Here is a 22,134-nt window from a genome sequence, read left to right on the forward strand (position 1 = left end):
AGCCTGTCGAAACTTTATGACGCAAACCTCTACTCATCGCCAGAAGATTCAGCGACGTCCCGTGCACGGCGTGCTGCTGCTCGACAAGCCGCTGGGCCTGTCGAGCAACCAGGCGCTGCAAAAAGCCAAATGGCTGTTGCGCGCCGACAAGGCCGGGCATACCGGTACGCTGGATCCGCTGGCCACTGGCGTGCTGCCGCTGTGCTTTGGGGCGGCGACCAAATTCAGCCAGATCCAGTTGGACGCCGACAAGACGTATGAAGCCGTGCTCCTGCTGGGCCGGAAAACCACGACGGCTGATGCCGAGGGCGACGTCATCGAGACGCGCCCCGTTCCCGAGATCACCCCCGAACTGCTGGCAACCCTGACCCGGCGTTTTACCGGCCCGCTGGCGCAGATTCCGCCCATGTATTCCGCGCTCAAGAAAGACGGCAAGGCACTGTACGAATACGCGCGCAAAGGCGAAGACGTGGAGCGGGAAGCGCGCCACATCACGATTTACAAGCTGGATATGGCTCTGACCCATGACGAGCGGGCGCCGGCAGCTATCAAAATCACCGTGACCTGCAGCAAGGGCACCTACATTCGCACGCTTGGTGAAGACATCGGCGAGGCGATCGGTTGCGGCGCTCACCTCGGGTCCCTGAGGCGGCTGGAGACCGGCGGCTATGTCGCTTCGCAGTGCGTGGGCCTGCCGGCGCTGGAAGCCATGAGCGAGCAGCAGCGCGAAGCCTGCCTGCTGCCAGTTCAATCACTCGTCGCCAACTATCCGGTTGTCACACTCGATGCCGATAATGCAGGGCGCTTTTTGAGCGGCCTGCGCCGTCGCGGCAGCCCCGGCCAATGGGGTCCGGACGCGGTGCTGGTGCAGGTGTACGGTAGCGACCCGGCGGCTTTTCTCGGCTCGGCCCATGTCATGGCTGACGAGTTGATTCCGGGGCGCCTGCTCAGCCCGATTGAAATCCAGGACATGCTGGCCCCGCGTCCGCCTGTTATTTCCAACCCTGCGGCAAGCGCCGCAACGGCTTAGTGCCACCGATTTGAAGTTTTTAGAAAGCGAACCATGAGTCATAAGCAAATCCGCAACATCGCCATCATCGCCCACGTGGACCACGGCAAAACCACCATGGTTGACCAATTGCTGCGTCAGTCCGGCACCTTTGCCGAGCATGAAAAAGTGGTCGACACCGTGATGGACAACAACGCCATCGAAAAAGAGCGTGGCATTACGATTCTGGCCAAGAACTGCGCCGTGACCTGGGAAGGCACGCACATCAACATCGTCGATACCCCCGGCCACGCTGACTTCGGTGGCGAAGTGGAACGCGCCTTGTCCATGGTTGACGGTGTGGTGCTGCTGATCGATGCGCAGGAAGGCCCCATGCCCCAGACGCGCTTTGTGACCAAGAAAGCGCTGGCCCTGGGCCTGAAGCCCATCCTGGTGGTGAACAAGGTGGACAAGCCCGGTGCGCGCCCCGATTACGTGGTCAATGCCGCATTCGACCTGTTCGACAAGCTCGGCGCCACCGATGAGCAGCTGGATTTTCCCGTGGTCTACGCTTCGGGCATTAACGGCTGGTCTTCGCTGGAAGAGGGTCCGCCAAACGAACAGTGGGGCCCCGACATGTCGGCCCTGTTCAATACCATCCTCAAGCATGTGCCTCACCAGGAAGGCGATCCAGCAGCGCCGCTACAGTTGCAAATTTCTGCGCTCGACTTTTCGACCTTCGTGGGGCGAATTGGCGTAGGCCGCATTAGCCAGGGCACGATCAAGCCCATGATGGACGTCGTGGTGATGGAAGGCCCGGATGGCAAGGCCGTCAAGGGCCGGATCAACCAGGTGTTGACCTTCCAGGGACTGGAGCGCGTGCAGGCCACGGACGCCGGTCCAGGCGAAATTGTGTTGATCAACGGCCTCACTGACATCGGCATTGGCGTGACCATCACCGACCCGGCCAATCCGGCGCCGCTGCCCATGCTCAAGGTCGATGAACCGACCCTGACCATGAATTTCTGCGTCAACACCAGTCCGCTGGCCGGGCGCGAAGGCAAGTTTGTCACCAGCCGCCAGATCTGGGACCGCCTGCAAAAAGAGCTGCAACACAACGTGGCTCTGCGCGTCAAGGAAACCGACGAAGAGGGCATTTTTGAAGTCATGGGCCGCGGCGAGTTGCACTTGACCATCCTGCTGGAAAACATGCGCCGTGAAGGCTTCGAGCTGGCCGTGTCCAAGCCGCGCGTCGTTTACAAGGATGTGGACGGCGTGCGCCACGAGCCTATCGAGCTCGTGACAGCCGACATCGAGGAAACCCATCAGGGCGGCGTGATGCAGGCTTTGGGCGAGCGCAAGGGCGACCTCGTCAACATGGAATCCGACGGCCGTGGCCGTGTGCGCTTGGAATACCGCATCCCGGCGCGTGGCCTGATCGGTTTCACCAACGAATTCCTGAACCTGACTCGCGGCTCCGGCCTGATCTCCAACATCTTCGACAGCTACGAGCCGCACAAGGGCGAGATCGGCGGCCGCAAAAACGGCGTGCTGATCTCCATGGACGATGGTGAAATCTTCACCTACGCGCTGGGCAAGCTGGACGACCGCGGCCGCATGTTCGTGCGGGCCAACGACCCGGTGTATGAAGGCATGATCGTCGGCATCCACAGCCGGGACAATGATCTGGTCGTCAACGCCACGCGTACCAAGCAGCTGACCAACTTCCGCGTTAGCGGCAAGGAAGACGCGGTCAAGATCACGCCGCCTATCGAACTGACGCTGGAATACGGCGTGGAGTTCATCGAAGAAGACGAACTGGTTGAAATCACGCCCAAGTCTGTTCGCCTGCGCAAGCGCCACCTGAAGGAAAGTGATCGCAAGCGCGCTGGAAGGTAAGCCCCCACGGTCGCTCACTGCGTGTAGCTTCCTGCCCCCCTGGGGGACGCTGCGCCTGCGGTCTGGCAAAGCCAGTCCCGCGGCCCCTGCTGGGTTTAAATCCACGGGGCGCGTCCGCTGAGGCCGGTGGCTTGAGGTTCGCCGCTTGAAGACCAGGCCGCTGCGCGAAAAGCTCCAGCGGCCTTTTTATTTTTGCACTGATGGCCGCTGAATCTGTCCCTGTCATTCCATGAAACTAACGCATTCCAAAGCCGTTGCCTTGATGATCCTCGTGACCCTGATGTGGTCGATCGCGGGCGTTGTCACGCGCCACCTGGAATCCGCCCGCAGCTTTGAAATCACCTTCTGGCGCAGTTTTTTCACCGTGCTCTCACTGCTGGTGATCCTGCCGGTGTTCCAGGGCAGGGCGGTGTTTTCAAAGATCCGCCAGGGCGGCATCACGTTCTGGCTTTCCGGCATTTGCTGGAGCGTGATGTTCACCGCCTTCATGGTGGCGCTCACCTTGACCACGGTGGCCAATGTGCTGGTGACCATGGCGATCGGGCCCTTCCTCACCGCGCTGCTGGCGCGCATCTTCATCGGTCACCGCATCCCCCCGCGAACCTGGTTTGCCATTGCCATGGCCGGTGCCGGCATTGCCTGGATGTACGGCGGGCAAATGGATCTGGCCAGCCATCTCGGCGGCACGCTGGTGGCACTGCTGGTGCCGCTGGCAGGCGCCAGCAACTGGACCCTCGTGCAGCATGGCCATGCGCACGGCCAGAGAATTGACCTGGTTCCCGCCGTGCTGCTGGGGGCGGTTGTTTCCTCGCTGGTGACCCTGCCGCTGTCGCTTCCCTTCTCGGCCACCCCGCACGACCTGGGTCTGCTGGCACTGCTGGGGCTGGTTCAGCTGGCCATTCCCTGCGTGCTGTCCGTGCTGTGTGCCAGTGTATTGAAAGCGCCTGAAGTGGCGTTGCTGGCCTTGCTGGAGGTGATTTTTGGCATTCTTCTGGCCTGGATCGGTGCCAATGAAGTGCCCGGGGCCAGCGTGCTGACGGGTGGGGCGCTGGTGATCGCTGCACTGGTCTTGAATGAACTGATTGGATGGAGGCAACGAGCATGAATGAAAAAAGCACCAGCGCGAAAGACCGCGACGTGGCCGGGAAGACGGCAAGCCAGGAGGCGGGCGCAGGCATCAAAAGCGACATTCTGGTGGAGCGGCGCGGAAGCGCCGGGCTGATCACGCTGAACCGGCCCAAGGCACTCAATGCCCTGTCGCTGCAAATGGTCAGGGATCTTTCGAGCATCCTGCGGACCTGGCGGGACGACCCGTCTGTTCTGCTGGTGGCAATCCGCGGTACCAACAAGATTGGCCGGCCAGGCACTCCGGAGAGCCTGTTTGGCGGATTTTGTGCCGGCGGGGATATCCGGTTTTTCCACCAGGCCGCGCTGGCAGGGGATTCTGCGGCACTGGACGATTTTTTTACCGAGGAATACACCCTCAACCACCTGATTCACAACTATCCTAAACCTTACATCGCCTTCATGGACGGTACGGTGATGGGCGGCGGGATGGGGATCAGTCAGGGGGCCAAAGTTCGCATCGTCACCGAACACACCAAAATGGCCATGCCCGAGACCCAGATCGGTCTGTTTCCCGACGTCGGAGGCGGCTACTTCCTGAGCCGTTGCCCGGGACACGCCGGCGAATACCTGGCGCTGACCGGGGAGGTGATCGGTGCCGACGCAGCCATTGCCTTCGGACTGGCAGACATCAAGCGTGATGCCGCACGGCTACCGGAGCTGTGGAACGAGCTGGGCAACCGGCCATTCACCTCAGCCTCTGACGTGCAGGCATGGATTGCTACTGAATTGATAGCTGAAAGCCCCGGTAAAAATGGGGTTGACAGCAAAATCGACGCCTGTTTTTCACTGCTCAGGGTGAAGCACATCATCGATGCGCTGGAGGGGGCCGAGGATCCGTGGGCGGCGAAAACTGCGGCCAAACTGCGCACACGCTCGCCGCTGATGCTGCATGTGACGCTGGAGCAGATTCGCCGGGCGCGCGGAATGAGCCTGGCCGACGATTTGCGCATGGAGCGGGACATGGTGCATCACTGCTTTCACCTGCATCCCGGCGCACAAAGCGAGACGGTTGAGGGCATACGCGCGCTGGCCATCGACAAGGACTACAAGCCCCGGTGGAATCCGGCACGCATTGAGGACGTGAAGCCGGGCATGGCAGATGCCTTTTTTGCCAGTCCCTGGACTGCAGAACTGCACCCGCTACGCGATCTTTGCTGAGGTGTCCATTCGCCAAAGGTTTGGGCGGCGCGTGGGCCTGGACAAAACAGGAAGTTCATCCCGCCCTGAAAGCGCCGGGAAATTAGAGTTGGCGTGGTGATGGAGCGAGATGCTTTAACCACGGTCAGACCGTCGGTCCCACGGATCGCCTTATTGAATAGAGGCGGAAACAGGGTCAGCGTCGATCGGCAAGCGCAGGCGCCGTCCGACTTTCAACTTGCCAAAGACATGCTGTAAATGGGTTTTCACTGTGTTATCGCTGATGGTCATCGCTCGCGCAATCTCTTTGTTGGTCATGCCCAAGCCAACCCAATGAACCACTTCCCATTCCCTCTTCGTTAGAATTTCCGGTTCCAGTTCAGCCAATAAGTTGTGGTGACCGGGCCGATGCGACAACACTTCCAGCGCTTCTGCCATCAACTTGCGATTGATCCAGATATCTCCAGCATGAACTACCCGAATGGCCTTCAGCCATTGCTCTGGCGGGGATTTTTTGGGTATCAGGCCTCTGACGCCGTGCGCCGTGGCATCAACCACCTGTCGAAGCCCCATAACGTCACAAAACAGGATCGTTTTTGTCTTCGGGCTGATCGTGTGTATACGAGGCAGCAGCGGCGATCCGTCATCGAATTGAAATCGCCAATCCAACAGGAAAACATCCGGTAACAAGCTTCGCGTGATGCGCAGGAGTTGCAGGGTATTTCTGACTTCATCTATCAGGCTGATATCCGCCTGAGAGGTCAAAGCAGCCCGCCAGGATTGATGAAGGGTGATGTCATCGCTGACATCCAGTACGGTAATAGTGGGCATGACATGTCGATCGTCATCCGAAATCGAGCCGGCGGTTGACTTCAGAGCCGATCTCCCCTTTTCTTTAACATTCTTTAACATTTCTACTTTAATCTTGAATAGATTTTCTAGCCATACGCCGGCGGCAATGGTTGCCCATTTGTTGATACAAAATGTGTATTTGGTAAAATCCAGTGCGATTTTCCGGCGCGATGAAGCATGCGCATCGCCAGCCCTCTCACACGGCCGGTTCCCATCGATTCCGCGTTAACGCGAAACCTGATTGATGGATAGCCGGCTTTCACCGCCTTCCGTTTGCATCCGGAGTGCTATCGTGCCGTCGGATATGTCGCCAGCAAACCTGGTAACCAGAATTTGACCTGTTGATGGCAGCCGGTGACGCGTGGAAAACGACAACTGGTTGCCCGCGATTTTTCCGTCCTCGATGCTGCCTTCCCCGACCGGGAAAGTGGCTGTGCCACTCAGTTGGCCGTCTGTCTCCCGCAGGTTAAAGCTGACTTGCACCCTGTTTCCACCGCCAACATCCAGCCCGCCGATCCAGCGACCGGTGACGCCGGCAGTTTCCGTCTTTTGCCCCGGCAGGCCAAAGGGCGACGCCAGCATGGCGGATTTTTCTCCCCCCATGTCAGCGGGAGCCTGCCCATTCGAAACCACTGCCGGGACTTCATGGCTGGTGCTCCCGACGTTCTGCCTGGTCACATACCATGACGATCCACCAAGGATGGTCAGCGCTACCAGCAGTACTGCAAAAGGTTTCCACCCTGACTTGTGATCCATGGCGATACCTCTTCAATGCAATGCGTTTAACAAGTTGACCAAATGGGGATGACGACTTCAGTCGCCATCCCCGGTTGGTTTGGGTCAATGCCAAGTCGCTATGAAATTACTTGCACAGCGGGCATGTGGCCTCGTTTGGCAGTGAGTTTTCTATGCCTCCGCCAACAATTGCCGGCTTGGTTCCACGGGCCATAACCTGGTCCTTGAACAGGGACAGTTCCGGATCGGCCAGTGTCGACAGGCCTCCCGCTGTCAATGCCTGCGTTGGGTAGTAAGACCCACTGTAAGGGGCCGACGCACTTGCAGCCAGGTTGCCGATGGAAATCGTGGTGTGGGTAACATCGCACGGCGTTTGAGTCCCTGTGTAGGTCTGCTCATGAGCCTCGCAAACCTCCACCCCGGTCAAGGCAAGGCCGCCGCTATTGGTCACTGAGCCACTGTAGTTGACCTTCAGCGCCAGCTTGCCGCTCACAAGCTCCAGATCCACGTCGCAGATCTTCGTCACGGACAGGCCTGCGTTGGGAGGCGTTGCGGTGCAAGTGGCACTTGCCGTGCCCGACACCGAGCCAGAACCAGTCGATGCACTTGCGGTCACCGTGTCAAGTGTTGACAGGGTATTGGAAGTGTATTTTCCCCGGTAGCATATCGAAGCACCGGATGCCAGCGTGGCGGGATCCTGGGGTGTTGCGGTCGGCAAACCATTGGCGTCGCAGGTGAAGAATCCAAAGGTGCCTGCATCGAACGTGGGGTTGTCGGTCAGCGTGACGTTCGTCAGGGGGCCGCCGCCATCATTCACGATACTGCCTCTGACGGTATTCAATATCGTATTGGTAGCCGATTGGTACGCAGCGCTCTCGCACGCCTTCGTCACTGTCAAATGGCACACCGGGAAGCTCGACAGGAGAAAGTTCTTGATCGATGCATTGGGCTGATCCGACGACCGGCTGGTTGCCATGAACGAAGAAAAGCAGGAGTCGCTGCCTGGCAACAGTTTCTGGATATTCACACCGCCTTCGAAGAACTGCCCCGCCTGTATCACCCCGTTCCAGGGAATGGTCAAAGCTCCGCCGTTGGTGGAGCCGCAAAGCTTGTCGTCCGCATCGCAGAACACCCCGGCAACGGAGGTCGCCGAGACCCCAATCGTTCCCATATCCTGCAGATGACCTGCGGTCCACTTATACCAATGCACATCGGTCACAGCGCCGCCATTGGTGTATTCAAAAGCCAGCAGTACATCTCCTTCCGCATGCGTCGCTGGCCCGTTGGTGACGGGGTTGATAAAGGTTCCTGTCGCGTCATTCCTTGCCACCGGATTTTTGAAGAACCAGAAGCCCAGGCTCGCCGTGCCATTAAAACTGGCGCGGTCAGCGCCGAAGTAAATCAGCAGATCGCCGGCCGTGGTAGTGGCGGTGGTGGTGGTGGCGGTATAGGCTGCCGCGTAGGCGTGGAGCATATCGTCTTTGGGTGGCGAGGAGCCCAAGTCATAGCGCCAGGCGCTAATGTCCTGTATATCCTTGGAGCCGCCGCGGAACACCGCCGGATTGGTATCGCTGATGATTCCGAGGTATGGGCCTCCACTCAGGTCAGGGTTGGTAATTCGCGTCGTGTGTCCCTGACCGGCAGGAAAGCTGTTCCAGTCGTCCGGCAGACTAGCGCCTGACGGATCGATGGTGTTACCGTCCAGCTCAAAGAAGCCATCACTCAGAACTGCATGCGCCGGCGTTATTCCCAGCGCCACAGCAATGAGCACGCCGGCGATAGCACCGAATAGCCGGCGACATGCATGGGTAACCGAAAAAGTGTTCATGACCTTCCCCCTTGCTAGAGTTAGTAAAGTTACGATCCCCAGCCTGGCATTGCGCCCGGGCAATACAGGACTCAAAAAACTTCCTGCATCAATGGAATGTTAGTAACGGGGGTAGGCATTAGCTATCATCCGTTCGGAGTACAAGCTGTTGCGGAAGACACAATCCACAATCGCCTCGCGCTCTCGTGATGGCTTTCCGGATCGGTCCGGGGCGTTGCGGAAATGTTCAGGGTATGGGGCCTACCCCCATGACGCGACTGGCCCAGCGGATTCAAGGCACCGTTCCTCAATCTCTGCTGGACCTGCAAGCCGGGACGGGCGACAGGATCTCAAATCCATGCCAAACGCGCGCGGGGTATTGGGGGGCAGGCGCGGGTTTCACCGTCACGCCACGCAAAGCATCACGGCCTGTGGGTTCCTGGTGACCGACCGACGCAAGGCTGGCAATAGTGCCAGCAGCAAAAAACCTCGCATAAAGCCAATCGCTGGCCGTTCCCGAGGATGTGTCGGAATCTATTCACGGGCAGACTTTAGCGAAGCGTGAGCGCAAGAAATTTCCATACTCCGAGCGGAGTATTGCGAGCCCAGAGTGCCCGTTCTAGCATCGGACTGTTCTCCGTTCGTTGTACGCGAGCTGCCAAAAACTCACAGGGTGAGCGCGGCAAGCGGGGTCTTTCGTGCGAAGGATAAAGGGAAGTTTTCAATGTAGTAAATGCTTATTACATGGAGGTTCAAATGAGAAAATTGTTATTAGCAACAGCGCTTGCTGTCATTGCTGGTTCTGCTCTGGCAGCCGCTCATTTCATGAGTGCAGAAGCCAGTGTCAACAGCGACGGCGCCCTTGTGGTGTCTTTCGATGAGACTGGCCTGGGTAACGGGAATGTGAGCTACACACTGTCTGCAAATGGTGCTGCTGTGTACGCTTGCTTTAACAAGGGTGGAAAACACCCTTCAGCGACCAACAAGGTGGGCCCATCAGCCCTGGATGTTGCAGAGGGCACGTTCAAGGCCAAAAATGGACGCGTCCAAGGCAGTCTTCTGGCTGGCCCCCCGGGGATTGGAACGTTCTCCTGCCCCCCTGGCCAGGACACGGTGTTAGCCTGCGTCAAATACACGAACGTGGTGCTAACAGACACGACCAATCAGGTCAGTCCAGATGAAATCACAGGAACTTTCGCAAGAATTTTCCGTGCCTCTTTGCAGCAATGCTCAACTCTTTGACCCGGGTGCCATACCAGGTGTCATATCGGGTGCCATAAGTGAATGCGGGATATCTTTTGCATCCCGCATTTTCAGATTTCAAATTGTTGCAGGCCGCGCGCGTTGAAGATGAATCGCCACATGGCCGCGTTGCTCCTGCTTGCTGCCAAATTTCCTGCCATTTGCTACCAAATAGCTTGTCAGGAAACAGCAGCTCCCTGACCAGGACTTGACCCGGCGCTGATCGCCTATCGGCTTCTGGACTTCATCGCGCGCTCCACCTCGCGCTTGCCTTCGCGGTCCTTGATGGTGTCCCGCTTGTCGTGCTCGCCCTTGCCCTTGGCCAGGCCGATCTCGCACTTCACCTTGCCCGCTTTCCAGTGCATGTTCAGCGGTACCAGGGTGAAGCCTTTCTGTTCGACCTTGCCGACCAAACGGCGAATCTCGTCCTTGTGCATCAGCAGTTTTTTGGTTCGCACTGAATCAGGGCGAACATGGGTGGATGCCGTCCCCAGCGGGTTGATCTGGCAGCCGATGATGAAGAGCTCGCCGCCGCGAATCACCACATAGCCATCGGTGAGCTGCACCTTTCCCTCGCGCACAGATTTCACCTCCCAGCCTTCGAGCACCATGCCGGCCTCAAAGCGCTCTTCGATGTGGTAGTTGAAGATGGCTTTCTTGTTGTCGGCAATACGCACTGCGGCCGCTGCTGCCTTGGCAGACGCTTTGGTGTCAGCTTTTCCGGAGGATGACGCCGCGGCTGTTTTTTTGGAGGGGGATGCTTCTTTGGTGGCCATGGCTAAAAAGGTAGGGGCGCCATCGGCTAATACAATTGCGCCCAGCCTTTGATTGTATGAAAACTGTTCACAAGTCCGTTTTGATCTGGTACAGCGCAGCCGAAATGTTTGCATTGGTCACCGACGTTGCCAGCTATCCGCAGTTTTTGCCGTGGTGCGACCAGGCATCCGTACTCGATGAAACCGAAGGCGGCATGACCGCCAAGGTGGGCATTTCCATCGCTGGCCTTTCGCAAAGCTTCACGACGCGCAATATTCACGAAAAAGACCGTAAGGTCAGCCTCAAGCTGGTAGACGGGCCTTTTTCAAAACTGGATGGCCATTGGGACTTTCACCCGCTGGGCAAGGGCAGCGAGCGTGCCTGCAAAGTCGATTTCACCTTGCGGTATGACTTTGACAATGCGGCGCTGGCAGCGATGGTGGGTCCGGTATTCGACAAGATTGCCGGCAGCCTGGTAGATGCCTTTGTCAAACGGGCTGCCGATGTTTACGGTGATACCTGAACCATTGCGTGGCTTAGCCTGACATGACCGGCCGAATGGCATGAAGATCTGGCTTGTTTATTCACCAGCCCCCCGACAGGTCCGCGAATGGGTTCTCGAGCTCGCTGCGGGTACTACCGCGGCCCAGGCGCTGGCGGTGTGCGGGATTTTTGAAGAATTTCCGTCGTTGCGGGATACCCGTCTCGTGATGGGTATCTGGGGCCGAAAAATCAGCCTGGGCCACACGCTAAATGACTCAGACCGGCTGGAAATCTACCGTGGGCTGGAGGTCGACCCGAAAGTGGCAAGGCGCGAGCGGTTTAAACGGCAGGGGGCCAGGACGGCGGGCCTGTTTGTCAAAACCCGCAAAGGCGGGAAGGCCGGCTACTGAGAGGATTAAAGACGTGATCTCCGCAGGGGCGGCTTATGGGGACCGCATGCGTTTGCCACGCCAGCTCCGGCTGACAGCCTCGTCTTATTTGCAATCGGCGGCGGTGATATCCCGCAACCGTTTGGTTTCAGCAGCGCGCGCATTGTCATCCATGAATTCGCGCTCGCCTTTCGAATTGGTGGTGGACACCCGCACACCGGACTCGAAGGTCAGCAGGCCGCGCTTGGCCCGGTCGCAGTTTTCGGCCTTGGCCTTGGCCACTTTTTCCTCGTCAGCCTTCTTTTTGGCGGCTACTTCGTCTTCCGCCTGCTTTTTCCTGGCCTCCAGCTGAGCATCCTTGCCCGACAGTTTGGGAGCGCCGGCCTTGCCCGCCGCTGACGCTGACGCTGCCGCCGCAGGCGACACGGCCGCCTCGGCCGTGGCCGCAGGCGCCACGGTGGCGGCAATCCGGGTGCCACCAGGTCGTTTCAGGATATCTTTTTCCTTGATATCGGCTGGCGGCGAGCGGTCGCTGAAGACTTTGCGGCCGTCCTTGTCGATCCATTGCCATTGGGCAAACGCCGTGACGGCAAATGATGCGCCGGCGAGCGCCAAAATCAGGGTTTTTGAAGCTAGTTTGAGGTCCATTCGGTCAGTGTAGCGCTGTGTGGGGCAGTTTCTGCATGTTTGCCAGGAACGCTGCTTTTTTGCAACTTGGGCAAAAAGTCAGGCCAAAATAGGCGCCAAGGGTTAGTACCGAGGGTTTTGGGGACAAGGGTACAATCGTGTTTTTGGAGCTATCCCTATGCGCCTACTCGGCAAAGCGCTCACCTTCGACGACGTATTGTTGGTGCCAGCGTTCTCCCAGGTCCTGCCCAAGGACACCTCACTTTCCACCCAGTTCTCCCGCAACATCCGCCTGAACCTGCCGCTCGTGTCGGCGGCCATGGACACGGTCACCGAAGCCCGGTTGGCCATTGCCATCGCGCAGGAGGGTGGCATCGGCATCGTCCATAAAAACCTGACGCCCCAGCAGCAGGCCGCAGAAGTGGCGAAAGTCAAGCGTTACGAGAGCGGCGTGCTCCGCGACCCGGTGGTCATCACGCCCACCCATACTGTCCGGCAGGTCATGGCCCTGAGTGAGCAGCTCGGCATTTCCGGCTTCCCCGTGATCGACGGCGGCCGGGTTGTCGGTATCGTGACCGGGCGCGACATGCGCTTCGAATCCCGTATGGATGTGCCGGTCAGCACCATCATGACGCCGCGCGACCGCCTGATCACCATTTCCGAAACCGCGTCCCTGGCCGACGCCAAGGCGCTGTTGAACAAGCACCGCCTGGAGCGGGTGCTGCTGGTCAATGACAACTTCGAGCTCAAGGGCCTGATCACTGTCAAGGACATCACCAAACAGACCACTTTCCCCAATGCGGCACGCGATTCGCATGGCCAGTTGCGCGTCGGCGCTGCCGTCGGGGTGGGTGAGGGCACCGAAGAGCGTGTCGAGGCGCTGGTCAAGGCCGGGGTGGACGCCATTGTGGTGGACACCGCCCATGGGCATAGCAAGGGCGTGATCGACCGGGTGCGCTGGGTCAAGCGGAACTACCCCCAGGTTGATGTCATCGGCGGCAATATTGCCACCGGCGCAGCCGCGCTGGCGCTGGCAGAAGCCGGTGCAGACGGCGTCAAGGTGGGTATTGGCCCTGGCAGCATCTGTACCACCCGCATCGTTGCGGGTGTCGGGGTGCCGCAGATCATGGCGATCGACAACGTGGCGATGGCTTTGCGTGGCACCGGCGTTCCCCTGATTGGGGACGGCGGCATCCGCTACAGCGGTGACATCGCCAAAGCCATTGCCGCGGGCGCCAATACCGTCATGATGGGCGGGATGTTCGCAGGGACCGAAGAGGCGCCGGGCGAAGTCATCCTGTACCAGGGGCGCAGCTACAAAAGCTACCGCGGCATGGGAAGCATTGGCGCCATGCAGCAGGGCAGTGCAGACCGCTATTTCCAGGAGTCGAGCACCGGCAACCCCAACGCTGACAAGCTGGTCCCCGAGGGCATTGAAGGCCGCGTGCCGTACAAAGGCTCCATGGTGGCCATCGTGTACCAGATGGCCGGCGGCTTGCGTGCCAGCATGGGCTACTGCGGCTGCGCCACGATTGAAGACATGCGCGACAAGGCCGAGTTCGTGGAAATCACCTCCGCCGGCATTCGCGAGAGCCATGTCCACGATGTGCAGATCACCAAGGAAGCGCCGAACTACCGGGCTGATTGATGTGACCCCCACGTTCGCTCACTTCGTGTAGCTCTCTGCCCCCCGAGGGGGCTGGCCTTGCTTGGGGCGGCCCGGCGCGGCGGCCGCAGTTGGCTTTCACGTTTCCCCAGGTTTGCCCTTGTCCGTAGCAACTGACTCAATCAAATGCAACACCAGAAAATCCTCATCCTCGATTTCGGCTCCCAGGTCACCCAGCTGATTGCCCGCCGCGTGCGCGATGCCCATGTGTTTTGCGAAGTCCATCCCTGCGATGTGACTGACGACTGGGTCCGCGACTACGCCAGGGACGGCACGCTCAAGGGCGTCATCCTGTCCGGCAGCCATGCCAGCATCTACGAAGAAACGACCGACAAAGCGCCCCAGGCCGTGTTTGAGCTGGGCCTTCCGGTGCTGGGCATCTGCTACGGCATGCAGGCCATGGCGCACCAGCTGGGCGGCAAGGTCGAAGGCGGCCACAAGCGCGAATTCGGTTCGGCTGACGTGCGGGCCCGCGGCCACACCGCGCTGCTCAAGGACATCGCCGACTACACCACGCCAGAGGGCCAGGGCATGCTGGACGTCTGGATGAGCCACGGTGACAAGGTCACCGAAATGCCGCCGGGCTTCAAGCTCATGGCATCCACCGAGTCCTGCCCGATCGCCGGCATGGCCGATGAAGACCGCCGTTTTTACGCGGTGCAGTTCCACCCGGAAGTCACGCACACCAAGCAGGGCAATGCCATTCTCAAGCGCTTTGTGCTTGATATTTGCGGCACCCGGCAAGACTGGGTCATGGGCGACTACATCAGCGAAGCGGTTGAAAAAATCCGCCAGCAGGTAGGCGACGAAGAGGTCATCCTCGGCCTGTCGGGCGGTGTCGATTCATCGGTGGCGGCGGCACTGATCCACCGCGCCATCGGCGACCAGCTGACCTGCGTATTCGTTGACCATGGCCTGCTGCGCCTGAACGAAGGCGACATGGTGATGGACATGTTTGTCGGCAAGCTGCATGCCAGAGTGGTCCGCGTCGATGCGAGCGAGCAGTTTCTAGGCCACCTGGCCGGGGTGAGCGAACCCGAGGCCAAGCGCAAAATCATCGGCCGGGAATTTGTCGAAGTGTTCAAGGCCGAGGCGGCTCGGCTCAAGGCTGGCGACGGCGGCCACAAGGGCGCCAAATGGCTGGCCCAGGGCACGATTTATCCTGATGTGATCGAGTCCGGTGGCGCCAAGAGCAAGAAAGCCGTCACCATCAAAAGCCACCACAACGTCGGCGGCCTGCCCGAGCAGCTGGGCCTGAAGCTGCTTGAGCCGCTGCGTGAGCTGTTCAAGGACGAGGTCCGCGAACTGGGCGTCGCGCTCGGCCTGCCGCATGACATGGTGTATCGCCATCCCTTCCCCGGTCCCGGCCTCGGGGTGCGCATCCTGGGCGAAGTCAAAAAAGAGTACGCTGACCTGCTGCGCCGCGCCGACGCCATCTTTATCGAAGAACTGCGCAACTTCAGGGATGCCGAGACCGGCAAGACCTGGTACGACCTGACCAGCCAGGCGTTCACCGTCTTCCTGCCGGTGAAAAGCGTGGGTGTGATGGGCGATGGCCGCACCTATGACTATGTGGTGGCGCTGCGCGCTGTGCAAACCAGCGACTTCATGACCGCAGACTGGGCAGAACTGCCCTACGCGTTGCTCAAAAAGGTCTCCAGCCGCATCATCAACGAGGTGCGCGGCATCAACCGCGTCACTTACGACGTGAGCAGCAAGCCGCCGGCAACGATCGAGTGGGAATAAAGGGCCGAGCCCATGCCCGAGCAACCGTCATTACCCGGGTTCGCCGCCTTGCCGCAGCAGCCGACGGACAGGCTGTTCTTTGCCATCTTTCCCGACGCGAACGCCTCGGTGCGCATCGCAGCGCTTGCGCAGCAGCTGCGTGGCGAGCATGAATTGCATGGCCGGCCGCTCGCGCGGGAGCGTTTCCATGTCACGTTGCATCACCTTGGCGACTACGTGGGTGTGCCGCGTGACGTTGTCGCCATGGCGGACAAAGCGGCAATGGCCGTCACCACCATGGCGCCGTTCGAGGTCGCGTTCGACCGCGCGGCGAGCTTCTCCAGCGCTCCGCGCAACCGGCCCTTCGTTCTGCGCGGGGGCGATGGCGTCGCCGCATTGATGGAGTTCCAGCAGGCGCTGGGGATGGCGATGAAGCAGGCCGGGCTCGGGCGCTGGGCCAAACCGGGCTACACGCCGCACGTGACCTTGCTTTACGATGACCGCTGTGTCGCCGAGCAGGCCGTCGAGACGATCAACTGGACCGCGCGCGAGTTCGTCCTCGTGCACAGCCTGCTCGGTAAAACCCGGCATGTGGCCCTCGCACGCTGGCCGTTGCACGGCTGACGGATCACGGGCAAGAGCTCCCTCGACCCGCCCCTCTGACAGGCGGCAGGAACGTTCGCGGTTGCCGGAGGGATGAGCCCAGGTTCAGTTCTTCTACTGGAGCTGCGCCCCGAGGCGAGTTCCTATTTTTCCCTGTCAACCACCAGGCGCGGTCCAGGCGCCAATGGAGACGGTGTTTGCCACAGCACCAGCTCTCGCATGATCATGTGAGCCCCCAGAACAATCAGGCTACCGAGGAAGCAGGCGCGAAACAGCGACGGTGACAGCAATCGGCGAAAATTCTGGCCCAGGTACATGCCCGCCAATGCAGGCAGCAGCAAGAGGGCGGACGCACCGGCAAGGGGTGCTGAATAGCTTGCGTTAAAGAAAAGGCCGGCCGCCAGGGCCAGCGTGGAAACGGTAAAGGACAGACCCATGGCCTGGATCAACGCGTCGCGCTGCAGCCCCAGCGCTTGCAGGTAGGGCACCGCAGGCACAACGAACACCCCTGTGGCGGCGGTGACCAGCCCGGTCACCACCCCCATCAGAGGGCCCAGCCATTCTTCTGCCTCTGGCGACACCGAGGGCTTGGTACCCGCGAGACTCCATAAAGCATAGGCGATGAGGACCACGCCAAGCGACACCATTGCCCAGGCGCCGGCGGGTGCGCCCAGTGCGAGCGCGCCCGCCCAGGTTCCCGCGCAAATACCGGCCTGCATGCCGCCCAGCCGCCGTAGCGCCGGGCCCAGCCCGGCCAGCGGCCGGAGCTGCCATGCATTGGTTACCAGTGATGGCACGATCAGCAGCGCTGCCGCTTCTGCCGGGCTGAACACAAAGGCCAACAAGGCCATGGACACCGTGGGCAGGCCAAGCCCCACCACGCCCTTGACGAGGCCGGCCAAAAGAAACACGGCAATCGCCCCCGACAGTGCTGCAGGGGACGCAGCAAGCGCTTCTGGAAGCATCGGGGCTTCAAACATGACTCGGCGCCATGGGGGCTGCGGCCCGCCTGGGCAGAAAGGGCGGGAAAGGATTTGGGGAAAAAGGCTGGCTCTGCATGGTTGTCATCGATGGCTCCTGTTCAATCAACCCGTGCAGCTGCACGTTGAGCGCCCATTTTGTTGAAGGCAGCACCAGGTGAAAATTCGGAAATGGCTGAGCCAGCCTCAGGCGGCTCCTGAGTCTTCTTGTGTTAACTTCATTGGCATGCGCTTCGATCTGACCGACCTGCGGCTCTTCCTGAACGTTCATGAGGCGGGAACGATCACGGGCGGGGCAGGGCGCAGCCACATGACGCTGGCTTCGGCAAGCGAACGCATCCGCAGCATGGAGGACACCCTGGGCGTGCCCCTGCTGGTGCGCGAGCGCCGCGGCGTGGCGGTCACGGCGGCAGGCCGCACATTGCTGTACCACGCGCGCGTGGTGTTGCAGCAACTGGAGCGCATGCGCGGAGAACTGGGTGATTACGGCGCCGGGCTCAAGGGGCATATCCGCCTGCTCTGCAATACGGCGGCCCTGAGCGAGTACTTGCCGCAGGCGCTCAGCCGTTTTCTCGCGAAATATCCGCAGATATCGGTCGATCTGGAAGAAAGGCCGAGCCAGGAGATCGTCGACGCTGTGCGGGCCGGGCTCTGCGACATGGGCGTGGTGTCGGACCTTGTGGACCTTCAAGGGCTGCAGGCCTTCAAATTCCGCTCCGATCCGCTGGTGCTCGTGGTGCCTGAGGGCCATGTGCTGGCCGGCCGCCGCACCATCAGACTGTCCGAAGTGCTGGATTGCGACTTTGTCGGCCTCGTCGATGGCAGCGCCTTGCAGGAACATGTGACCCAGCAGGCCCGTCGGCTGGGTGGGCAGCTAAGTTACCGCGTGCGCTTGCGCAGTTTCGAGGCGGTATGCCGCATGGTGGGGCTGGGCATCGGCGTTGGCATCGTCCCGCGGGCGGCGGCTGCCCGATGCGCGCGTTCCGCCAGACTCAAGCGAGTGACGCTCACGGATGCCTGGGCCAACCGGAGCCTGGTGCTATGCCTGCGTGACGTGGACCAATTGCCGCTTTACGCGCGACAAATGGTGCAGCACGTGCTGGCCGCCGAATCGCCGTAAAAAACGGTGCGGCAAGCCATACATGCCATTTTTCGCCTATGCTTTGAGACATGTACTTGTCCCCCCAATTCAAGGGCGACCGCGCGCAGGCCGCGGCGCTGATCAAGGACCATCCCTTCGCCAGTCTGATCAGCGTGGACGACGCCGGTCTGCCATTTGTCACCCATTTGCCGCTGCATCTGCAGGAGCGAAACGGCCAGTTGGTGTTGCTGGGCCATGTGGCCAAGCCGAATCAGCATTGGCGTTATCTGCAGGCCCGCCCGCAGGCTGTCGTGACGTTTCTCGGTCCGCACGCATACATGTCGCCCAAGGTCTACCCCGACCTGGCGCGTGTACCGACCTGGAACTACCTCGCCGTGCACTGCACCGTCCTGGCAAGCCTGATTGAAGAGCCCGTGGACAAAGACCGACTGCTGAAAAAGCTGATCGGTGACCATGAGCCGCCTTATGCCGAACAGTGGCGCGGCCTGGGTGACGAGTTTGCCCAGAAAATGCTGGCCGGTATTGTGGCGTTCGAGCTGCAGGTGACCGACGTGCAGTGCAAGCTGAAAATCAACCAGCACAGGCCCGAAGCGCATGCCGCGATGAAAGCGATCTATGCCTCTGGCAATGAAAATGAGCAGGCCCTGGCCCGCTGGATGGATCAGCTGGGCATGAATGCCGATACCCTCCAGCCCCGGAAAGATTGAAATGCGCGTTGTTTTGGGAATTCTGAGCCTGTTGATCGTGCTGGCCACGGTCGGGTTGCTGGCAAAAAAGCAGATGAGCGGCTTGTCGGCTGCGCCCGCCAGAGCGCCGGCGCCGGTAGAGGTTGACTCGAGGGCATCCGCGCAGGTGCCGCTTCCGGGCGCGACACCCCAGGCGCAGAGCCAGCAGATCCAGCAGCAGATCCTGCAAACAGTGGAGGGCACCCTGCAGCAGGCCCGCCCCATGCCCGATGACGAGTAAGCAGATAAAAAGCACTGCCTTCCCAGGTCGGGCTTGCTCGTAAAGCTATTAAAATAATAGCAATCATGGACGACGCCTTCTTTATGCAACTCGCGCTGGCGCAGGCCCGTGAAGCCGCAGCGGTGGGGGAGGTACCGGTGGGTGCTGTCGTGGTGCGACATGGCGAAGTCATTGCCACGGGTCGCAACGCGCCGGTTGACGCGAATGACCCGACGGCCCATGCCGAGATCGTCGCCCTTCGTGCGGCAGCGCAGGCGCTGGGCAACTACCGGCTGGATGAATGCGAACTGTTTGTCACGCTCGAACCCTGCGCCATGTGCAGCGGCGCGATGCTGCACGCCCGGCTCCAGCGCGTGGTGTTCGGCGCGACCGACCCCAAAACCGGTGCGGCCGGCTCGGTCATCAACCTGTTTGCGGAATCCCGGCTGAACCATCAAACCGGGTGGCAAGGTGGCGTATTGGCGGAGGAATGCGGCGAGTTGCTGCAGGCGTTTTTTCGCCGGCGCCGGGCCGACAAGCGCGAAAAGTTCCGGCTGAACCATCCGCTGCGTGACGATGCGCTGCGCACACCCGATGCGGCTTTCGATGATTTGCCGGGCTATCCGTGGCCGCCCCGCTATGTCAGCGACCTCCCGGCGCTGGACGGGCTGCGCATGCACTACCTTGACGAAGGCGAGGGCGGGCCGGGAGGCCTGACCTATTTGTGCTTGCACGGCAATCCCGCCTGGAGTTACCTGTACCGGAAAATGATCCCGGTCTTTTTGCAGGCAGGCCACCGGGTGGTCGCGCCTGACCTGATTGGTTTTGGCAAAAGCGACAAACCCAAGAAGGACAGCTTTCACAGCTTTGGCGTCCATCGCCAGATCCTCCTGGAACTGGTGGATCGGCTAGACCTGCAAAACGTCGTGCTCGTCGTACAGGACTGGGGCGGGTTGCTTGGCCTGACATTGCCAATGGTTGCTCCGTTGCGCTACAAGGGCCTGCTGGTCATGAACACCATGCTGGCTACCAGTGATGTGCCGTTGTCACCTGGTTTCAGAGCCTGGCGCGAGATGTGCGCCAAAAACCCGGATTTCGATGTGGCTCGCCTTTTTGCCCGTGGCAACCCGCAGATGAGTCCTGATGAATGCGCGGCCTACAACGCCCCGTTCCCGGACAAAGGCCATCGTGCAGCGCTGCGCGCCTTTCCGCTGATGGTGCCGGAATCTGAATGTGCCGATGGTGCCGCCATCTCCAGGGAGGCGCGCGAGTTTTGGCAGAGCCGCTGGACAGGGCAGACCCTCATGGCTGTCGGCGCCCAGGACCCGGTATTGGGCCTGCCGGTCATGCGTGCGTTGCAGGGCATTATTCGCGGCTGTGACGCCCCTCTCGTGCTGGAGCAGGCCGGGCACTTCGTGCAGGAGCACGGGGAGCCGATTGCCCGGCATGCGGTCGGCTTCTTCAAACGGTGACCTGAAACCACGCGTGAATGCTGATCAGCAATGGGATACTCCTGCCTGTGAAAAAACATATCTACATTTACTCGCCTTCCAGCGCCGTGCGCGACAAAGCGAGCTTCAAACGCGGCGTTCGGCGCCTGACGGCACTGGGCCATGAGGTTGAAATTGACGAAGCTGCGCTGGCCAGGCACCAGCGTTTTGCCGGCGATGACGAAACCCGGCTGGCGGCCATCCACCGCGCGGCTGCCAGCGGCGCCGATGTGGCTCTCATTACCCGCGGCGGCTACGGCCTTACGCGCATCCTGCCGGGCATCAACTACAAGGCTGTGGCCAAGGCCATCGACAAGGGCACGCAATTTGTGGGCCTCAGTGATTTCACGGCGTTTCAGTCGGCTGTGCTGGCCAAAACCGGTGCGGTCACGTGGGCGGGGCCTGCGCTGGGCGAAGACTTTGGCACCGAGGTCCCTCCCGACGACATCATGGAAGCCTGTTTTGACGACCTGATCACGGGTCAGGGCGAGGGCACCGGCTGGCAACTCCCGAAATCCGCCATGAATTCAATAGCCGACAACCCGGATTTGAAGGGGGCTGAAACTCAATTCAGCATCAAGAATGCCGTGCTGTGGGGAGGCAACCTGGCGATTTTGTCGTCCTTGGTGGGAACGCCCTACCTACCCATCGTCAAGGGCGGTATTTTGTTTGTCGAAGATGTTGGCGAGCATCCCTACCGGGTGGAGCGCATGTTCACGCAACTGCTGTATGCGGGTGTGCTGGCACAGCAAAAGGCGGTCATTTTTGGGCAGTTCACCAATTACAGGCTGGTGCCGCATGACAAGGGTTTCAAATTACCTTCGGTGGCAGCCTGGCTACAGAGCCAGATCAAGGCGCCGGTGCTGACCGGACTGCCGTTTGGCCACGTGGCGACCAAGGTGCTGCTGCCCGTGGGCTACAAAACAACGTTGGCGGTGGAGGGCAGGGATGCGTTTTTGCTGTGGGGCCACCAGCATTAGGCTGATGATCCAACCCACTGGCAGTCCCGCTCGCATGAGGGCGTACTGACGCGAAAGTCCAAAAATAAACCAGCACGAGGCTGGTTGATGGGTGTCAGGTGCTGGGCGCCAATTGCCGGGCGTCAGGCGGTGAGGGAACTGGGCCTTGAGCTCAGGCCGCGCGGTAACAGGCCCTTGAATTTGTCGTTGATACGGTTGATTTTTTCACGTGCAACGGTTTCGCCGTGGATGGCTGCCAGCACAGCCATCACATCACCGCGCGCATACCAGAGGCCTTGCGGGTCTTGGGCATACCGTATGCGGCGTGTAATTTTGGGATAGTGTTGTTCACCAAAGTCACCCAACTCATCCAGAATGAACTGGCGAATATCCTCGGTACGGTCTTCCAGCAGAGACGGTGAAGCCTCGCCAGAGCCGAGCAAGACCATCAAACTACTTTTCAAATGGGTTTTTAACCAATCCATGGAGTTCGAAACTTTCTGCCGGGGGCTATCCCGAGATATGTCTACGTTCACACCTGATGACTTCTTCTGCTAGATTAAGATCAATACAGCTTTGGCGCAAGTTTTTTCGCATGAAATGGTTAATGCAAAACAACAA

Annotated in this window: 22 protein-coding genes; 15 read left to right on the forward strand and 7 right to left on the reverse strand. The window is 60.3% G+C overall.

All coding sequences use genetic code 11. The annotated features are described in order from the left end of the window. The first annotated feature begins 16 nt into the window (after positions 1-16). The 4 genes from truB to BPRO_RS12080 all read left to right on the forward strand — a co-directional run bounded on the left by truB (position 17) and on the right by BPRO_RS12080 (position 5,173). The gene (gene truB, locus BPRO_RS12065) at positions 17-1,030 is read left to right on the forward strand and encodes a tRNA pseudouridine(55) synthase TruB (RefSeq protein WP_011483345.1); all 1,014 of its coding nucleotides are present in this window, start codon (positions 17-19) and stop codon (positions 1,028-1,030) included. Between the two features lie 33 nt (positions 1,031-1,063). Further along, a complete protein-coding gene (typA, locus tag BPRO_RS12070; protein ID WP_011483346.1) occupies positions 1,064-2,887 on the forward strand; it encodes a translational GTPase TypA in 1,824 nt (607 codons plus the stop codon). 229 nt (positions 2,888-3,116) lie between these two features. Further along, on the forward strand, positions 3,117-3,992 hold the full coding sequence (locus tag BPRO_RS12075; RefSeq protein ID WP_011483347.1) for a DMT family transporter: 876 nt from the start codon (positions 3,117-3,119) through the stop codon (positions 3,990-3,992). Then, positions 3,989-5,173 carry an enoyl-CoA hydratase/isomerase family protein gene (locus tag BPRO_RS12080; RefSeq protein ID WP_011483348.1) on the forward strand — a complete coding sequence of 395 codons (1,185 nt, stop codon included), beginning with the start codon at positions 3,989-3,991 and terminating at the stop codon, positions 5,171-5,173. Before BPRO_RS12075 ends, BPRO_RS12080 begins: the two co-directional genes overlap by 4 nt. A 150-nt stretch (positions 5,174-5,323) precedes the next feature. On the opposite strand, the gene BPRO_RS12085 is transcribed toward BPRO_RS12080, so the two are convergent. The 3 genes from BPRO_RS12085 to BPRO_RS12095 form a co-directional block, all read right to left on the reverse strand. Further along, positions 5,324-5,983 (reverse strand): LuxR C-terminal-related transcriptional regulator, encoded by a 660-nt coding sequence (locus BPRO_RS12085; protein ID WP_198141007.1) that lies wholly within the window; start codon positions 5,981-5,983, stop codon positions 5,324-5,326. A gap of 246 nt (positions 5,984-6,229) precedes the next feature. Then, a complete protein-coding gene (locus BPRO_RS12090; RefSeq protein ID WP_011483350.1) occupies positions 6,230-6,760 on the reverse strand; it encodes a hypothetical protein in 531 nt (176 codons plus the stop codon). Positions 6,761-6,866: 106 nt separating this feature from the next. After that, on the reverse strand, positions 6,867-8,567 hold the full coding sequence (locus BPRO_RS12095; protein WP_011483351.1) for a hypothetical protein: 1,701 nt from the start codon (positions 8,565-8,567) through the stop codon (positions 6,867-6,869). Between the two features lie 735 nt (positions 8,568-9,302). Here BPRO_RS12095 and BPRO_RS28600 point away from each other — a divergent pair. After that, complete coding sequence (locus BPRO_RS28600) at positions 9,303-9,788, forward strand: hypothetical protein (protein WP_081430575.1); 486 nt, start codon at positions 9,303-9,305, stop codon at positions 9,786-9,788. Between the two features lie 227 nt (positions 9,789-10,015). Here BPRO_RS28600 and smpB read toward each other — a convergent pair whose 3' ends face one another. Beyond that, the gene (gene smpB / locus BPRO_RS12100; protein WP_081430512.1) at positions 10,016-10,564 is read right to left on the reverse strand and encodes an SsrA-binding protein SmpB; all 549 of its coding nucleotides are present in this window, start codon (positions 10,562-10,564) and stop codon (positions 10,016-10,018) included. Positions 10,565-10,620: 56 nt separating this feature from the next. Here smpB and BPRO_RS12105 point away from each other — a divergent pair, with 56 nt between their 5' ends. Both BPRO_RS12105 and BPRO_RS12110 read left to right on the forward strand, forming a co-directional pair. Next, positions 10,621-11,067, forward strand: coding sequence for a type II toxin-antitoxin system RatA family toxin (locus BPRO_RS12105; protein ID WP_011483354.1), 447 nt, complete (start codon positions 10,621-10,623; stop codon positions 11,065-11,067). A gap of 40 nt (positions 11,068-11,107) precedes the next feature. After that, positions 11,108-11,437, forward strand: coding sequence for an RnfH family protein (locus BPRO_RS12110; RefSeq protein ID WP_011483355.1), 330 nt, complete (start codon positions 11,108-11,110; stop codon positions 11,435-11,437). 84 nt (positions 11,438-11,521) lie between these two features. Here the strand turns inward: BPRO_RS12110 and BPRO_RS12115 are convergent, their stop codons facing one another. Next, positions 11,522-12,064, reverse strand: coding sequence for a DUF4124 domain-containing protein (locus tag BPRO_RS12115; protein WP_011483356.1), 543 nt, complete (start codon positions 12,062-12,064; stop codon positions 11,522-11,524). 157 nt (positions 12,065-12,221) lie between these two features. On the opposite strand from BPRO_RS12115, the gene guaB reads away from it, so the two are divergent. From guaB to BPRO_RS12130, 3 genes are all read left to right on the forward strand, one after another. Continuing rightward, positions 12,222-13,691, forward strand: a complete 1,470-nt coding sequence (gene guaB, locus BPRO_RS12120) for an IMP dehydrogenase (RefSeq protein ID WP_011483357.1) — start codon at positions 12,222-12,224, stop codon at positions 13,689-13,691. A 144-nt stretch (positions 13,692-13,835) separates the two neighbouring features. Beyond that, positions 13,836-15,455 (forward strand): glutamine-hydrolyzing GMP synthase, encoded by a 1,620-nt coding sequence (guaA, locus tag BPRO_RS12125; RefSeq protein WP_011483358.1) that lies wholly within the window; start codon positions 13,836-13,838, stop codon positions 15,453-15,455. Between the two features lie 12 nt (positions 15,456-15,467). Next, complete coding sequence (locus BPRO_RS12130) at positions 15,468-16,058, forward strand: 2'-5' RNA ligase family protein (RefSeq protein ID WP_011483359.1); 591 nt, start codon at positions 15,468-15,470, stop codon at positions 16,056-16,058. 122 nt (positions 16,059-16,180) lie between these two features. Here BPRO_RS12130 and BPRO_RS12135 read toward each other — a convergent pair whose 3' ends face one another. Further along, positions 16,181-17,017 carry a sulfite exporter TauE/SafE family protein gene (locus BPRO_RS12135; RefSeq protein WP_011483360.1) on the reverse strand — a complete coding sequence of 279 codons (837 nt, stop codon included), beginning with the start codon at positions 17,015-17,017 and terminating at the stop codon, positions 16,181-16,183. 226 nt (positions 17,018-17,243) lie between these two features. Between BPRO_RS12135 and BPRO_RS12140 the strand changes: the two genes are divergently transcribed. The 5 genes from BPRO_RS12140 (at position 17,244) to BPRO_RS12160 (ending at position 21,534) form a co-directional block, all read left to right on the forward strand. Then, positions 17,244-18,137, forward strand: a complete 894-nt coding sequence (locus tag BPRO_RS12140; RefSeq protein ID WP_011483361.1) for a LysR substrate-binding domain-containing protein — start codon at positions 17,244-17,246, stop codon at positions 18,135-18,137. A gap of 50 nt (positions 18,138-18,187) precedes the next feature. After that, complete coding sequence (locus BPRO_RS12145; RefSeq protein ID WP_011483362.1) at positions 18,188-18,826, forward strand: FMN-binding negative transcriptional regulator; 639 nt, start codon at positions 18,188-18,190, stop codon at positions 18,824-18,826. A 1-nt stretch (position 18,827) separates the two neighbouring features. Continuing rightward, positions 18,828-19,085 carry a hypothetical protein gene (locus BPRO_RS12150; protein ID WP_011483363.1) on the forward strand — a complete coding sequence of 86 codons (258 nt, stop codon included), beginning with the start codon at positions 18,828-18,830 and terminating at the stop codon, positions 19,083-19,085. A gap of 65 nt (positions 19,086-19,150) precedes the next feature. Beyond that, positions 19,151-20,536: a tRNA adenosine(34) deaminase TadA gene (tadA, locus tag BPRO_RS12155; RefSeq protein ID WP_011483364.1), complete on the forward strand. Its 1,386-nt coding sequence runs from the start codon at positions 19,151-19,153 to the stop codon at positions 20,534-20,536. A 17-nt stretch (positions 20,537-20,553) separates the two neighbouring features. Then, on the forward strand, positions 20,554-21,534 hold the full coding sequence (locus BPRO_RS12160; RefSeq protein ID WP_049764118.1) for an LD-carboxypeptidase: 981 nt from the start codon (positions 20,554-20,556) through the stop codon (positions 21,532-21,534). Between the two features lie 122 nt (positions 21,535-21,656). Here BPRO_RS12160 and BPRO_RS12165 read toward each other — a convergent pair whose 3' ends face one another. After that, positions 21,657-21,998, reverse strand: coding sequence for a hypothetical protein (locus BPRO_RS12165; RefSeq protein WP_011483366.1), 342 nt, complete (start codon positions 21,996-21,998; stop codon positions 21,657-21,659). Between the last annotated feature and the right edge of the window lie 136 nt (positions 21,999-22,134).

Origin of the sequence: Polaromonas sp. JS666, from assembly GCF_000013865.1 — a bacterium.
Taxonomy (GTDB): domain Bacteria; phylum Pseudomonadota; class Gammaproteobacteria; order Burkholderiales; family Burkholderiaceae_C; genus Polaromonas.